General features: G+C 41.6%; 16 protein-coding genes. 10 read left to right on the top strand and 6 right to left on the bottom strand.

Features of this window, described 5'->3' with window-relative positions:
* Positions 1-31: 31 nt before the first annotated feature.
* The gene (locus MKX34_RS26395; protein WP_076223472.1) at positions 32-496 is read left to right on the top strand and encodes a phage tail protein; all 465 of its coding nucleotides are present in this window, start codon (positions 32-34) and stop codon (positions 494-496) included.
* 173 nt (positions 497-669) lie between these two features.
* On the opposite strand, the gene MKX34_RS26390 is transcribed toward MKX34_RS26395, so the two are convergent.
* Positions 670-1,662 (bottom strand): hypothetical protein, encoded by a 993-nt coding sequence (locus MKX34_RS26390; RefSeq protein ID WP_339203786.1) that lies wholly within the window; start codon positions 1,660-1,662, stop codon positions 670-672.
* Here MKX34_RS26390 and MKX34_RS26385 point away from each other — a divergent pair, their 5' ends adjacent.
* A complete protein-coding gene (locus MKX34_RS26385) occupies positions 1,663-1,839 on the top strand; it encodes a hypothetical protein (protein WP_339203784.1) in 177 nt (58 codons plus the stop codon).
* Positions 1,840-1,962: 123 nt separating this feature from the next.
* Here MKX34_RS26385 and MKX34_RS26380 read toward each other — a convergent pair whose 3' ends face one another.
* The 4 genes from MKX34_RS26380 to MKX34_RS26365 all read right to left on the bottom strand — a co-directional run bounded on the left by MKX34_RS26380 (position 1,963) and on the right by MKX34_RS26365 (position 5,838).
* On the bottom strand, positions 1,963-3,129 hold the full coding sequence (locus MKX34_RS26380) for a DUF4179 domain-containing protein (protein WP_076296899.1): 1,167 nt from the start codon (positions 3,127-3,129) through the stop codon (positions 1,963-1,965).
* The gene (locus MKX34_RS26375; protein WP_038573112.1) at positions 3,116-3,649 is read right to left on the bottom strand and encodes a sigma-70 family RNA polymerase sigma factor; all 534 of its coding nucleotides are present in this window, start codon (positions 3,647-3,649) and stop codon (positions 3,116-3,118) included. Before MKX34_RS26375 ends, MKX34_RS26380 begins: the two co-directional genes overlap by 14 nt.
* 324 nt (positions 3,650-3,973) lie before the next feature.
* Positions 3,974-4,522, bottom strand: a complete 549-nt coding sequence (locus MKX34_RS26370; RefSeq protein ID WP_076103681.1) for a hypothetical protein — start codon at positions 4,520-4,522, stop codon at positions 3,974-3,976.
* 104 nt (positions 4,523-4,626) lie between these two features.
* Positions 4,627-5,838, bottom strand: coding sequence for a sugar efflux transporter (locus MKX34_RS26365; protein ID WP_051491080.1), 1,212 nt, complete (start codon positions 5,836-5,838; stop codon positions 4,627-4,629).
* Positions 5,839-6,086: 248 nt separating this feature from the next.
* On the opposite strand from MKX34_RS26365, the gene MKX34_RS26360 reads away from it, so the two are divergent.
* Positions 6,087-7,013: an aminoglycoside phosphotransferase family protein gene (locus MKX34_RS26360; RefSeq protein ID WP_076296906.1), complete on the top strand. Its 927-nt coding sequence runs from the start codon at positions 6,087-6,089 to the stop codon at positions 7,011-7,013.
* Between the two features lie 201 nt (positions 7,014-7,214).
* Here MKX34_RS26360 and MKX34_RS26355 read toward each other — a convergent pair whose 3' ends face one another.
* The gene (locus MKX34_RS26355) at positions 7,215-7,400 is read right to left on the bottom strand and encodes a hypothetical protein (protein WP_036679656.1); all 186 of its coding nucleotides are present in this window, start codon (positions 7,398-7,400) and stop codon (positions 7,215-7,217) included.
* Positions 7,401-7,907: 507 nt separating this feature from the next.
* Between MKX34_RS26355 and MKX34_RS26350 the strand changes: the two genes are divergently transcribed.
* From MKX34_RS26350 to MKX34_RS26320, 7 genes are all read left to right on the top strand, one after another.
* Entirely contained in the window at positions 7,908-8,819 is a 912-nt protein-coding gene (locus tag MKX34_RS26350; RefSeq protein WP_038573110.1) for a dihydrodipicolinate synthase family protein, read from the top strand.
* The gene (locus MKX34_RS26345; protein ID WP_339203778.1) at positions 8,788-9,465 is read left to right on the top strand and encodes an SGNH/GDSL hydrolase family protein; all 678 of its coding nucleotides are present in this window, start codon (positions 8,788-8,790) and stop codon (positions 9,463-9,465) included. Before MKX34_RS26350 ends, MKX34_RS26345 begins: the two co-directional genes overlap by 32 nt.
* A gap of 148 nt (positions 9,466-9,613) precedes the next feature.
* Complete coding sequence (locus MKX34_RS26340) at positions 9,614-11,020, top strand: extracellular solute-binding protein (protein WP_076296898.1); 1,407 nt, start codon at positions 9,614-9,616, stop codon at positions 11,018-11,020.
* Positions 11,021-11,104: 84 nt separating this feature from the next.
* On the top strand, positions 11,105-11,980 hold the full coding sequence (locus MKX34_RS26335; protein WP_036679648.1) for a sugar ABC transporter permease: 876 nt from the start codon (positions 11,105-11,107) through the stop codon (positions 11,978-11,980).
* Positions 11,981-11,993: 13 nt separating this feature from the next.
* Positions 11,994-12,836, top strand: a complete 843-nt coding sequence (locus MKX34_RS26330; RefSeq protein ID WP_080742596.1) for a carbohydrate ABC transporter permease — start codon at positions 11,994-11,996, stop codon at positions 12,834-12,836.
* A gap of 24 nt (positions 12,837-12,860) precedes the next feature.
* A complete protein-coding gene (locus MKX34_RS26325) occupies positions 12,861-13,550 on the top strand; it encodes an N-acetylmannosamine-6-phosphate 2-epimerase (RefSeq protein ID WP_036679646.1) in 690 nt (229 codons plus the stop codon).
* A 23-nt stretch (positions 13,551-13,573) separates the two neighbouring features.
* A complete protein-coding gene (locus MKX34_RS26320) occupies positions 13,574-14,452 on the top strand; it encodes an ROK family protein (protein WP_076103677.1) in 879 nt (292 codons plus the stop codon).
* Positions 14,453-14,463: the final 11 nt, after the last annotated feature.

The following is a 14,463-nucleotide window of genomic DNA, read 5'->3' as shown; positions in this document are numbered from 1 at the left end:
TGGGAATAATGAGAGAAAAGGAGAGATGGAAATGTCCTATATCGTTGATTTTAAAAATGTGTCTACGGTTGGGTTAGAATCTTCACCTGTAGTAGATGCGCTTGCTGGTCTGCGTGCTAATGAGGCCCGTTATTTTATGAATAAATACAAGCATGAATTTACGGTTGTACAAGCCAGCGAAAGCCAGGAGACCCTTGATTATGTGAACCGAATTTTAAAAGAAGAACGTGATATTGAGTTTGCGGCCAATCCTTTAGAAACGTCGCGTTTTCAAGTGGAAAATATTAAATTTGCTTATGTCTTTTATGAGGATGGTCTTGCAGTCAACGTTATGTATACGGTGGATGACCCTAAGAAGCGTGCTGTTGGTTTTAAGCTTTCTGAGGGGATGGAGATCCCAAAGGAGCTAGAAGAGAAGTTTAAGTTTGCCAGGCAGAAGTCCAAGCTAGCTGGAACAATTCGGGGTTCGTTTTTTGTAATTAAAGGAGAGTATTAAGGTAAGCAAAATTGCAACTTAATCAATGAGAGGGCCATCCTATAAAAGGATGGCCCTAAATCTTTTCGGTATAGATAATTTGCGTAGGTTATCTATGGGAATGGACTCCCATTCAAGAGGCCGAATTTATTATATAGAGCAACGAAAACTGGAGTAGCGTGCCTACTTCACAATTATTTTGCATGAGTAGCTGAGATGCTGGAATGTACGGTATAAATCCCGTAGAAAAGAGCTGAGATGGCTGGAGCGGTGGAATGTACCGGATAAATCCCGTAGAAAAGAGCTGAGGTGGCTGGAATAGTGAAATGTACGGTATAAATCCCGTAGAAAAGAGCTGAGGTGGCTGGAACGGTAGAATGTACGGTATAAATCCCGTAGAAAAGAGCTGAGGTGGCTGGAATAGTGAAATGTACGGTATAAATCCCGTAGAAAAGAGCTGAAGTGGCTGGGACGGTGAAATGTACGGTATAAATCCCGTAGAAAAGAGCTGAGGTAGCTGGAACGGTGAAATGTACGGTATAAATCCCGTAGAAAAGAGCTGAGGTGGCTGGAACGGTAGAATGTACGGTATAAATCCCGTACAAATGAGTTGAGGTGGTTGAGATGCTGGAATGTACGGTATAAATCCCGTAGAAAAGAGCTGAGGTGGCTGGAATAGTGAAATGTACGGGATAAATCCCGTACAAATGAGTTGAGGTGGCTGAGATGCTGGAATGTACGGTATAAATCCCGTAGAAAAGAGCTGAGGTAGCTGGAATAGTGAAATTTACGGTATAAATCCCGTACAAATGAGTTGAGGTGGCTGAGATGCTGGAATGTACGGTATAAATCCCGTAGAAAAGAGCTGAGGTGGCTGGAATAGTGAAATGTACGGTATAAATCCCGTAGAAAAGAGCTGGAGTAGCTAGTATGCTGGAATGTACGGTATAAATCCCGTAGAAAAGAGCTGAGGTAGCTGGAATAGTGAAATGTACGGGATAAATCCCGTACAAATGAGTTGAGGTGGTTGAGATGCTGGAATGTACGGTATAAATCCCGTAGAAAAGAGCTGAGGTGGCTGGAATAGTGAAATGTACGGGATAAATCCCGCAGATAAGAGCTGAGGTGGCTTGGCTATATCGACTTGGTTGGAGACTCTCCGGGGGCATCAGATTTGATCCATTCAAATGTGTTCGACAAGCCACCTATCATTTGACAAAACATGGAAGATGTTGAATGCGGTCAAAAACAATCGAATTATTGAGATTGATATGGAAAAATATTTTGCAGCAGATTCATACTCCTCCTTGTTACAAGCTGAAGATATTGCCGACAAATTATCGAAGCTGGCTTCATCGAAATAATCTTATTAGATTGAATCTACCTGAAGTCATTTAAATAAAAAGACGAAGCCTATTATGGCTTCGTCTTTTGTAGTTTTGCATTCCCTTTTCATCCTAGAAAATAAGGTCCCTTTTACAAATGAACTATTGGACCGAAAGTACAGTCTCCAGCTCAGGTATATATTCCTTGACCATATTGTTGTCTTCCCACAGTCCTTTAGTCCCAGCTGGGGCTTGACCTTCGGAAACGACTAAATACGGTTTGATGGTTACGGTACTCGGTATAGTCTTGAAGGGTTCAAAACGAATATTATAAGATTCGCTTAAGGGGTGAGCACCAACGGGCTTCAGTTGAACGCCACGTTCATCCACAATATCAAACTGAAGAGCGATACCCCCGTTAGCACCCTTATATTTCGAAGGGATAGAAGTGAGCATTTCTTCTACGCTCTGGCCAGGTTTGGTTTTGTACTCAACGGAGACCTGGGTTGTAATTGGGGTGATTTCCACCTTACTGATCTGCAAGTTAATGTTATCGTGATGCTTGGTCTCCTCTGAAGTTAGAGTTGTAAAAGGCGTTGATTTTGTAACGGGCAGAACGAATTCGAACGGGACATCGTAACCCTTTAACGTTATATTTACAGTCAAGTCAAACTGATCAGGGAACTGGACAGTCTGTGTTGTTGTGCTCGGCTCATAATAAGTGTTCAAAACCTGAACCATTATGCTGGAAGCAGTCTCACCATCCATGTGTTCGTAACTCCAGAGCAGAGGTTGGCCTTTATAGAGAACCTCAAACTTATCCACCGCCCCTTTATTGGCATCGGAAGGCGGCGAATTGGGCTCCGAAGCCAGACGGTTTCCAGGAGTGGTTAGGTTCATAAGAATTCGGGTTCCGTCAAATAACAATGTTGGGATATTCATCGTCACATCGCCATGGGTCACGCTTTGGTTTACGTTTGTGATGAAATCCTCGGCTTGTTGAACACCGGGATCTAAGTTTTTTTCGCCCCATAATGAATAGATTTGTCCCAGAACCGGAATTTGCTTGAGTGCATCAGCTATTGCGGGCGATACAAAGCCGGAAGCAAGGAGTGTAACTCCCAGGATTGCAGCGGCTGCAGTGGAAACCCACCATTTATTAAAAGTTCTTGATACATCTATCTTTCTCTGAATGGGGGAAATAGAATTATCGGTCTCCCTGATGATTTGGTAAGTCTCATTCAGCTTGGAGCGGGCAATATCCGATAACTGATCGGGAAGTAAGCTTTGGCAGTTCTTTAATTGTTTTTCTAACTTAGTGTTTACCATGTCGCAACCTCATTTCTTGATTGAATTGAGATGAATGCTTTAGCTTTTTGCGGGCGCGATGCAGCCGGGTCTTCACGGCTACCGTAGAAATTTCGAGAATGTCGGAAATTTGATTGATCGGCATGTCCTGTAGGTAATGAAGGTGAATGACAATCCGGAGGTTCTCCTCAAGATGTTGAACGGCATCCCATAATTCGATTTTCTCATAATCCTTGGAAGTGGAAGGGACTTCGGGAAGTTCTCCATATGGGAGGGTTCTTGCGTTGTTTTTGAGCATTTTATTGCATTCATTAATCAGAATCCGGAAGATCCACGTTTTGAAAAATGCGGGCTCTCTGAGTGTATGGATGTTCTTAAAGGCTTTTAGCATCGTCTCCTGCAGGGCATCTGCACAATCTTCTTCTTTGTTGACGATGGACCTTGCAGTTCTGTATAAAGGTAACTCTATCTCCTGCATCAACTTCACGAATGCTTCAGGGTCCCCAGCTTTGGCTTTGACGACAATAGGATCTATATGCAAAGATTTACCTGCTTTCTTGACTAGAAGTCTTAGGATGTTCGTAACGTTACTTAAATATTAGATCGGGTAGGTAGCTAGAAGGTTACCACAAACATGATTCTATTCTCCTCATCTCACAAAGGATGAAGATTACTTTTGCTGTCTGTAGCTAGTAGCAGGGTATCCTTCGCATAATGGGAAGGCATTTCACGGTGCTCTTCCGAACGATTAATGTGTAACTGAGCTAGCAAGGTGAGAAATTGGTTTTTTTCACAAAAAAATCGCCGTTCAAATTCCCTGTCAGGAATCGGACGACGATTTTTCATAAGCTAGTCAGTCAGTCAATCAATCAATGATATAAATGACCCATTTCCCTTGATCGTTTGGCCGAATAGCGTATAGCATTTTTACATTTTCAACGGTCTCTGCGGCCATATCCAAGCGTTGTCCGATTACCGTTATATTCACCTGATGTTCGTTGGGTAACATGGAATCGATGCTTTCAATGTCTGTGAATTTGTACTGATATTGTTCGTTATAATAAGGCTCCATAGCCTCTGCTAGTTTTTTGTTTACGAACCCGGATTGATAAAGTGTGTGGTCATGCTCAACCAAAGCGGTTAGGTTTTTTTCCAGCACTTCAAGTGCGGGGAGATCATTCTCTGTCAATTGATCTGAATATGATTTCAGATTTATCGACAATTCTGCTTTAAAGCTGGTTTCATTTGGCTGCTGGGGTTCTGTGTTTTGCGGCTTCTGCGTATTAATCACTGGACTTTGGGTTGGCGTATTTGCTCCTGTGCTCGGCTCCTCGATTGGTTTAACGTCCCCTGCACATGCTGCCAGAAAGATTAAAGACATCAACATGACCATTCTTGCAATAGTTTTTAACATCTAACCCCTACCTTTTTTTTGAGGATATGTTAGTTAGTCGCGAGAAGATATGGAGAAGTTTCAAGGGCTGAATGAAGCCCGAAAAAGCGGATTAAACCGCTAGATTAAATCGCTAGTTTTTGTGGATCATCTACAGAGTAACGTCCGCTTACCGCAAGCATGATTGTAGAAATAATGACGAGTATGAAACAGAGCACAAATGAATACCGGTACCCAACAACACTAGCTAATAACCCGCCAACAAGACTGCCAATCAGTCTGCCAATCGTGGATGAGTTAGAGTAGAGCGTGGATGCATACCCAGGCATGTTTGGAAGCAGATCCTGAATGTAGCTAATGCCAATCGCTGAAATAACGGCAACAAAAAAGGCAAGCAAAATTTGGGCTGCAAGCATTTGCCACATCGCGCCTGAAGTAATGACAACGAGATAATAAGCTCCTCCGAAAATGGCTCCGCACATCATCAGGATGCGGTTACTGTATTTCGCACTAAGTAGTCCCAGCATGATCATAAAAGGAATTTCCAGCGCAGCACAAATACTGCTGACTAAACCGACATCGCTTGTTGTTCCCCCTAGATTGTTGGTAATAAAGAGGGCAGTATTGATGCTACTCGTCCAGTGGGCTACATACATGAGTATCATAATCAGAAAAGGAAGCAGAACATTACGGTTCTGACCCAACCGGAAACTTTTTACTTTTACTTCTGCAGTACTGCTTTTCACTTCTGTATTTGATTTCAGGAATAGTGAAATAAGTAAGGCAACCAGCAGGAATACTCCGATGGTGCCCGAGAAAATCCCCTTAAACCCAACAGCAGCAATTAGCAGAGTACCGATTAAAGGACCTGTAATAAAGCCGAGAGAGAAAGCAGAACGCAAGGTAGAATTTGCAAACGCAGTATCTGTAAAATCGCTCTTATTCACTGCTTCTCTAGCTATGGCGAACAATTGAGGCATCCCTGGTGCACCGAGTGCGGTGAACACAATCATGTAAATGAATAAGATCGTAAAATCCCCAATGAGCAAGTATCCGCTATAAGCAAGGGCATTACAGAGCGTGGAGACAAGGTAAATGTTTCTTCGATTTAAGCCAAGGTCAGAGCGTCTCCCGATTAGTGTACTGATCCATATTCCGGCAATTAACGTGGTGGCCAGAAAAACACCAAACAGCCCGACAGATACTCCAAGCTGTTCCGTAAAATAAATGGATAAAAAGGGTGCGCTGAGTGAAATCCCCACCCCCTGCAGTAACATACATAAAAAGAGTAAGCCATAAGAGGGAATCGAAAATAGTGCAGTTAGTCGTTTGAACATGTTGTGAAAGTACTCCTCTATATTTGTTTAGATATTTCATAAAAAAAAGCCGTTGAAATTGATTCCAACGGCTTTTTGTATGCTTGTTTTTTTCAAGACCTTATTCAACATCATAATTGATCGGAAAGAATAAGTCTATACTTTCGGCTGGATTTTATTTACTATTGTGAAGCCGGCAAAACCTAATAAATGGAGTGTTGTTAATGGACGTTACTTGTCATCTCGATAAGGCTGACTTACAGGATTATATTAGTAGGGTTTTTGGCAGCAGTTATTTCGTTGCTCGTGTTTCGCGCATGCATGGCGGTGCACAAAAGGTGGTCTACAAGATTGAGTGCAGTAATGGATTTTCCTGCGTTTTGTATGTGTGGGATCTTTCGATGAATTATTTTAAAGAAGAAAAAGCAAATGAAGATATAAATGAACAATCCTATGGAAGTCATTTATTCGAATTAAATAACAGGTACTTAACACAACATGGAATTCAGACCCCTGCTCTTTATGATCTGAATAAGGCAAGAGATCGTTACTCTTTCGATTATGCTCTGGTTGAATATATAGATGGAAGAATGGCAGAAACCTATTTTCATCATCCCGATTCACGTGTTCAAGATAAAGTTTTTCAGCGTGTGGGGGAAATGCTTACTGCTATGCATACCAACGAGAGGCATGTTTTTGGGAAAGCAAATGCTAACGAGAGCAAGGGGGAATGCCATTTATTACAAATGGAAAATGCGAAAGTGCAGCTAGCTTATGCCTCCCAACATATTGAGAAGATCAGGTCTAATCAAAGCAAACTGCTCGATAAGTTGTACGAGCTTGAATCAAAAATTCAACCCAGACAGCAATATGGGTTTATTCACGGGGAACTGGGTCCTGACCATGTTATGGTTAATGATAAACTGGAACCCTTTTTGATCGATATCGAAGGGGCAATGTTTTATGATATTGAGCATGAGCATAGTTTTTTGCAGATGAGATTTGGGGATTTCTACCGGTACTTAAAGAACGATGCTCTGGATCATGATAGGCTGTTATTTTATCAATTCCACCATCATGTCTCCTTAACTTCAGGTGGATTAAAGCTGCTGCATAGAGGATTTCCTGACCAACAATTCGCCCAAGGCCTAGCTGATTATCAATCGGAACGCGCGCTGAGGTTTATCGAAGGATGAACTAAACAAGGCGTTTGGATTGATAACCTACTGCCAAGTCCTCGAAAGTAACCTATTAGCCTTCTTCACCCTTTAGGGTGGGGGAGGTTTTTCCGTTATACAACTACAAGGCATAATAAAAGACCGCATCCACTGGAATTGCTTCCGGATCTGGCGGTCTGATGTCTTCGTTATGAATCAATCTTTATCTGAAAGGGTTAGTTAATGAAATTTAACGGTCTTGATGCGAGCCTCTTCTTCATAGCTAAGTGGTTTCGGAGATTGCGGAGTGTGCAGATGACGCTCCACGGAGTACTCCATTTTCCGGTAGTCCTCATTACCTGTATTCAATGTTGGATTCCAGTTTTCTGTCACCCAATTTTTAAGTTCCTTAAGTCCTGCTAGCATTTCCTCCAGCCTCCTTTGGCGAAGAAACAAAATAGATTTTGTAGTTCTTTGTTTACGCTTTCATTATAATCCTAAACTCCATTTTTTAAAAGGTGTGTCCGTCTGAAAAACACAGATTATTCAGTGAACATTGTGTGTTATTTAGGTTTTGTGCTTCATCTGGAGAGAAGTGTCTCCCTGTAGGAGACATTTTTAGTGGAGCTGAAAGGATACTCATTAGTACCACTTTTTTAATTTTTTTTACATCCGTATATCCAACAAATACTAACCTGAAGAAATAAATTTAGGGTGGAATATTTACAGGATTATTTTCTAATGAATATGGAAAAATAAATGATTATTAGCTGCGAGTTGCACTGAAAACCATTATTTTGCTAATCATAAATAGGATTGGTGGAAATAAATTTTATTTTTATAAAAATAGAGAAAATAATTTACAAAACCAAAATATAATGATATTTTGTTTATGTAGAAAAGAAACCGCTCACAACTTAAGGGGGATTAACAATGACACTCACAAAGTTCCACGGAATTATACCTGCCTTTTATGCCTGCTATGACGATCAAGGAAATATTTCGGAATCCCGGACGCATGCTTTATGTGATTACTTATTTGAAAAAGGAGTTCAAGGTGTATATGTGGGAGGCAGCTCAGGGGAATGTATTTACCAGAGTCTCGACGAACGCAAAGCGGTACTAAGCTACGTAGCTAGTAACCTGAAAGGTAAAATGACACTGATTGCCCACGTGGGTGCCCCTTCGACTAGAGATAGCATTGAGTTAGCGAAACATGCTGCAACCTTAGGATACGATGCATTATCCGCAATCCCGCCTATATATTTCAAGTTACCTGATAGTGCGGTCTATAAATATTGGAGCGAGATTATGGAGGCAACCCCTCTTAGCTTTATTATCTACAACATTCCTCAGACTACTGGATATACACTGACTCCTTCCTTATTTGAGAAGCTGCTTGCGAACAAAAAGGTGATTGGTGTGAAGAACTCCTCCATGCCGACTATGGATATTGAAAGATTCAAAAGAGTGGGTGGAAAAGATGTAGTGGTATTTAATGGACCGGATGAACAATATGTTGCGGGAAGAATCATGGGAGCGGATGCGGGAATCGGTGGAACCTATGCCGTTATGCCTGAGCTGTTCCTGCAAGCTAATGAATTTGTTAAGGCTGGTAAGTTCGAAGAAGCTGGACAAATTCAAAGCGATATCAACGATATTATCATCGCCCTTTGTTCGCTGAAAGGTGCCATGTATGCCGGAATAAAAGAGATTCTAAAATTAAGAGGCGTAAACATTGGCAGCGTAAGAGCACCGCTTGAGGCAGTAGCCGCTGAGGATGCTGGTCCGATCGCAGACATTATGAAATTGATTGATCAAGCTATTGAAAGATATTGCGGTTAAGATAATGAAGAAATCCATCGTATGCTTTGGCGATTCTAATACTTGGGGCTACGACGCAGAGACAGACCGCAGATTTAAGGATGATATTCGTTGGACGGGAATTCTTCATACAGAATTGGGTGACGCCTACCGAATGATCGAAGAAGGGCTTCCCGGCAGAACAAGTGTCAGTGAGGACCCTCTATTTGAAGGACTTTCTGGAATCTCCTATATCTATCCCTGCCTGATGTCACATTCGCCATTAGACTTGGTTGTGATCATGCTTGGGACCAATGATACAAAAGAAAGGTTTGGACTAACTTCTTATAACATCGCACAAGGTATTGTTAGGTTGGCTCTTAAAGCTAAAGATAGCGGTGCAGGACCCGAGGGGAAGGCTCCAGAGGTTCTAGTAATCGCGCCCCCTCCGATTGGAGCAGAGTATATTCATACCCCTATTGGCAAACCAATGGGTAGCGGATGTAGTGAGAAGTCTATGGAGCTCGCTGAGCATCTTGCAGCTTTACTAACGGAAACTGGTATCCACTTTATAGACTCCAGAGATCATGTAGCGATGAATGAAATTGATTATATGCATCTTGATCCGCAAGGACATCGCAGCATGGCCGATTTAGTGCAATACCATGCCAAACGGATTTTAAATTAAGGGTTCTATGCTTTCGAAGCAAGTTTTGTACGAAGTGATTCAAAGAAGATAATGCTTACAAAACTTTAAGCATATGCTTTCGAAGCGAGTTTTGTACGACGCGATTCAGAGAAGTTAATGCTTACAAAACTTTTAGGGAGGTTTATAAATGAAGAAAAAACGTTTACTCTCGACAATGGTTGCGCTAATGGTGATTATTTCTTTAATTTCAGGTTGCTCAGGTAACAATGCTGCGAGCTCTAATACATCCGATAATTCTTCTGCATCTGGGAAGGAAAAAGTGGGGATCAGAGTATGGCTGACTCCACAGTGGAAGGGTGTTGTGGATGCCACGGAGGCAGGCGCGGACTATGATAGCTTCCTAAAGCACGCCGCTGAGAAATTCAAAGCACAATATGATAAATATGATGCGGATATTCAAATAGAGGTCATTGCTGGAGATCAGCGCGATCAATTGCTTAACGTTAACTTAAGCGGAGGAACACCTCCAGATGTGTTCTTTGAGAGTGTATTCCCGATGGGGGATTACGTTCACCGTGGAGCATTGGTTCCTTTGACCGACATCATTGATGAAGACGCGAAGAGCGATATTGCTCAAAACTACTGGGACGCTGTAACGTTCGGAGAAGATATTTATTTCTATCCATTCCAGCACAACCCAGGCACCTTGGTTTACAACGCGGACATGTTTAAAGCAGCAGGCTTAGAAAAGTTTGTGGGTGAAGAATCCGAAATCAAAACTTGGAACTTGGATGAATATCAACAAATTCTTGAGGGTCTGAAAAACAATCTGCCGAAGGATAAGTATTCGAATGCATATCCAATGGCATTATTCGCTGTAAATAATCAGGGCGATACATGGAACCTTGCCTATATGAGAATGTTCGGCAATAAGTTCTTTGATGATCAAGGCAACATTGTCCTGAACGATGAGAACGGAGTTAAAGCTGCAACTTGGCTGAAAAACCTATATGACGGCGGATATACAAATCCAGGAGCAGAATCTGTTTCTTCAAATGATGCCAATGCTATGTTCCAAAATCAGCAATTAGCGATCAGTTTCACTAATCCGATTCTGTTTAATGGTACGAAAGCTAATATGGCGGATGGTACGGCAGCGAAATTTGATATGAGACTTGCTAATATTCCGTCGGAAAGCGGCGATCCTCTATCCTTTACTTATGTAGTAGGCGCTAGTGTATTCAAGTCCAAAGATGCTAAGAAGACTGAAGTAGCTAAAGATTTCGTGAAGTTCTTCTCAAGCGATCCTGAGTTAGTTAAATCCTCTAAGAATGGTATTCCTGTAAGAAGTTCTGTAGCCGAAGCACTTAAAGCGGAGAATCCACTGTTTGCAGCTTACGATGCCAACTCTAAATATTTGTTCAACTTCACAGGCAACGTTCCAGGATACAGCCAATTAAGAGAGGTCTTATATCCAGAGCTACAAGCACTTTACATGGGAGCTAAGACACCGGAACAGTTTGCGCAAGATTATCAGGCAAGTGGCAACAAGGTGATTGAGACCAATAAAGCTGGCTCTGTAATTTTCCAATAATCTAAGACCAGATAAACAATACACGATTGATAGCCTTTAGGGTCTGAAGAGACTCTGGGGCTGTTAATTAGAAAGGTAAACGATATGAAACTACGTAGTAATTACCTAAAAGAGAATATTACAGGTTATCTGTTTATTTTACCTCAGATGATAGTATTCTTAGCCTTTCTTGTCTATCCGATCTTAGAAGGGATGCGGCTGAGTCTATACCAGATTAATTATGACAGTGAGAAATTTGTGGGTTTTGCCAATTACACCACATTGTTTAATGATCCGGTATTTTTTAAGGCTACCATCAACACCGTTGTGTTCGTAATATTTATCGTTCTACTTACAGTGGGGTTTGCATTGTTCGTAGCCTCTGCGGTATTTGATAAAAATGCTAAGTACGTTTCCTTTATTAGAGGAAGTTATTATATCCCGGTAATGGTGTCCATGGTGGTTATGAGTATGGTCTGGAGCTTTTTGCTGAATCCGGCTAACGGACTTATCTCTTATCTATATAAAGATATGGGGCTAGGGACGATTAATCTGCTGGGAAATCCAAAGACGGTTCTGCCAGTCGTGATATTTGTAACCTTCGCAACTAACGTGGGCCAGGCAATTATTCTGTATATAGCTGCGATGATTGGTGTCTCGAAAGAGCTTTTTGAAGCAGCCGAAATCGACGGTGCTAGCAGATGGCAAGTGATATCAAAGATCCTGATTCCTTCGGTAGGACCTACAACAACTTATATTACGATTATCAATATTATTGCCGTATTAAAAATCTTTGTAGTCATTCAGTTACTGACCGGTGGCGGACCGAACAATTCCTCCGTAACACTGATGTACTACCTTTATAATAATGCCTTTAAATATAACCAACTCGGCGTAGCTTCTGCGGTAGGGGTTATCATGTTCGTGATTACATTGATATTGTCTGTGCCACAGCTACGAAGCATGATTAAGGTGAAGTGAGGGGGAATACAACATGTCGAAGATTAAAAACAAGAAAAAGAGAGAGAAGTTTGATGTGATATCGAATGTGATCATTATCCTCTTCGCACTCCTTAATCTTTTTCCACTATATTGGTTATTCACAAGTTCACTCAAGAACAGCTCGGATGTTGTGAAGATGCCTCCAGACTGGTGGCCCAAATCGATTACATTCTCCAACTATGTGGATGTATTTCAGAACCAGCCGGCTTTAAGATGGACGTTTAATAGTATTTATGTATCAGGTGTTTCTACTATTTTGGTTATTGTTGTAGGCTCTATGGCCGCCTATGCATTCTCAAAGATTAATTTTAAAGGTAAAAATATAATCTTCATTATCTTTATATCAAGCTTGATGATTCCTAAAGAAATTATGATTGTACCCTTATTCCGGATCACCCAACAATTTGGAATGGTAAATAGTTATAACGGTATGATTTGGCCGAACGTGGCGGGTGCATTTGGAGTGTTCCTATTAAAGGGATTCTTCGATTTAACTCCTAATGCCTTAAGAGAAGCCGGGAGAATAGATGGTGCAAATGAATGGAGAATCTTCACACGCATCATGCTGCCTATTGTCAAACCTGGTATTGGAGCCTTATTTATTCTGAATTTCGTGCAAGTCTGGAATGATTACTTGTGGCAGCTGGTTATAGGCCAAGAGAACAAAATGAAAACATTAATGGTTGGTACTGCGACCTTAATGCAGGATTTGAATCCTAATTTCGCTTATAAAATGGCCGGAGCTACCATCGCTGCAATTCCGATGTTGCTAGTGTTCATGTTATTCCAACGGTTCTTCACCAATGGGATTACGGCAGGAGCAGTTAAAGAATAAATAAAAATGTGGAGTGGGTTACTGATGAATACTGAAAATAATGTACTTAAAAAAATAAAACATAAATTAGTCGTCTCCAGTCAAGCCTTACCAGAAGAACCGCTGCATAGCCCGTTTATTATGGGGAGAATGGCTTATGCTGCTTACTTAGGCGGGGCTTCTGGAATTCGGGCAAACAGCGTAGCGGATATTCAAGAAATCAAAAAGCAAGTGAATCTGCCGATCATTGGGATAATCAAAAAGGTGTATGAAGGCTCTGAAGTCTTTATTACACCCACTCAAAAGGAAGTCGATGAGCTGTACCGCGAAGGGGTAGATATCATTGCTATGGATGCTACAGACCGTATTCGCCCGGATGGATCTACCATTTCTGAACTTTTTCCACTTTTAAAAGAGACTTACAAAGATCAACTGTTTATGGCGGATTGTTCTACATTTGCGGAAGCTGCGAAGGCTGTTGAGCTGGGATTTGATCTGATTGGAACTACCTTGAGCGGTTATACAGAGGCTACTAAAGGGCGCAACTTGCCAGATTTTGAATTGGTTCAACAAATCGTCAACAACTTCTCTGTTCCCGTTATAGCTGAAGGTGGGGTTTCCACTCCTGAAGAATTAAAGACCATGTTTGATTTAGGTGTGTATTCAGCAGTGGTTGGCTCTGCGATCACGAGACCGATGGAGATTACGAAACGGTTTGTGAACGCTATTCAGTAGAACGCCAGAGAGGGTAGATGGAAATGAGGATTGTAGCCGTAGATATTGGCGGTACCAATACCAAGATGTGTATATGCGATAAACAGGGGAATGTACATGACTTCAAGGAGTATGCAACAGAAAGCTACTTGGGGGGACCTCATGTAATCTCAAGAATGCTGGAAAAGATTGCAGAATACGATCATTTTGATGCCATTGCCATAAGCACCGCGGGCCAAGTTAATGCAGAAGAAGGATTTATTGTCTATGCTAACGAAAATATACCTAGATATACTGGAATGAAAATTAAGGATATTGTCACCCATCATTTTCATAAACCTGTTATGGTAGAGAACGATGTGAATTCAGCAGCATTAGGCGAGGCTTATTTTGGGGCTGCTCAGAGCTTTAACAATTTCTTATGTCTAACCTTTGGCACAGGCATTGGCGGTGCAATCGTCATTAATCGCCAAATCTATAAAGGGGCTAATGGGGTAGCGGCTGAATTTGGCCATATCTTTACTCACCCATTGTCGGCCACATCCGGAGTAGAAGGACTGCCATATTATGAGAAATACGCTTCAACTACAGCTTTAGTGAAGATGGCTCAGCTGGCAGATCCCGAATGCACGGATGGAAAAGCCTTATTTGATAAAATACAGAGCGGAAATGAGCAGCTTGAACGTATTTTAGATCTATGGATTACTGAAGTGGCTGTTGGTTTAGCTTCTATCACTCATATCTTCAATCCATCCGCGATTATTATTGGTGGCGGCGTAATGGAACAAGAAGATTTGGTTCGAAGGGTAGAAGAACGAACGAAGTCTTTGCTTATGGAAAGCTTTGCGGGAGTGAGAATTGTTAAAGCCTCATTAGGGAATAAGGCAGGTCTGCTGGGAGCTTCCTCCTTATTCGTACATTAATTTATTGAAAA

Origin of the sequence: Paenibacillus sp. FSL R5-0636 (assembly GCF_037974255.1) — a bacterium.
In the GTDB taxonomy this organism is placed as follows: domain Bacteria; phylum Bacillota; class Bacilli; order Paenibacillales; family Paenibacillaceae; genus Paenibacillus_AQ; species Paenibacillus_AQ odorifer.
This window is presented reverse-complemented; position numbering and strand designations above follow the sequence as displayed.

Coding starts and splice junctions, on each gene's coding strand:
- MKX34_RS26320 (WP_076103677.1), top strand. CDS start 13,574: ATGAGGATTGTAGCCGTAGATATTGGCGGTACCAATACCAAGATGTGT.
- MKX34_RS26355 (WP_036679656.1), bottom strand. CDS start 7,400: ATGCTAGCAGGACTTAAGGAACTTAAAAATTGGGTGACAGAAAACTGG.
- MKX34_RS26330 (WP_080742596.1), top strand. CDS start 11,994: ATGTCGAAGATTAAAAACAAGAAAAAGAGAGAGAAGTTTGATGTGATA.
- MKX34_RS26380 (WP_076296899.1), bottom strand. CDS start 3,129: ATGGTAAACACTAAGTTAGAAAAACAATTAAAGAACTGCCAAAGCTTA.
- MKX34_RS26370 (WP_076103681.1), bottom strand. CDS start 4,522: ATGTTAAAAACTATTGCAAGAATGGTCATGTTGATGTCTTTAATCTTT.
- MKX34_RS26335 (WP_036679648.1), top strand. CDS start 11,105: ATGAAACTACGTAGTAATTACCTAAAAGAGAATATTACAGGTTATCTG.
- MKX34_RS26340 (WP_076296898.1), top strand. CDS start 9,614: ATGAAGAAAAAACGTTTACTCTCGACAATGGTTGCGCTAATGGTGATT.
- MKX34_RS26385 (WP_339203784.1), top strand. CDS start 1,663: ATGTGTTCGACAAGCCACCTATCATTTGACAAAACATGGAAGATGTTG.
- MKX34_RS26395 (WP_076223472.1), top strand. CDS start 32: ATGTCCTATATCGTTGATTTTAAAAATGTGTCTACGGTTGGGTTAGAA.
- MKX34_RS26350 (WP_038573110.1), top strand. CDS start 7,908: ATGACACTCACAAAGTTCCACGGAATTATACCTGCCTTTTATGCCTGC.
- MKX34_RS26325 (WP_036679646.1), top strand. CDS start 12,861: ATGAATACTGAAAATAATGTACTTAAAAAAATAAAACATAAATTAGTC.
- MKX34_RS26365 (WP_051491080.1), bottom strand. CDS start 5,838: ATGTTCAAACGACTAACTGCACTATTTTCGATTCCCTCTTATGGCTTA.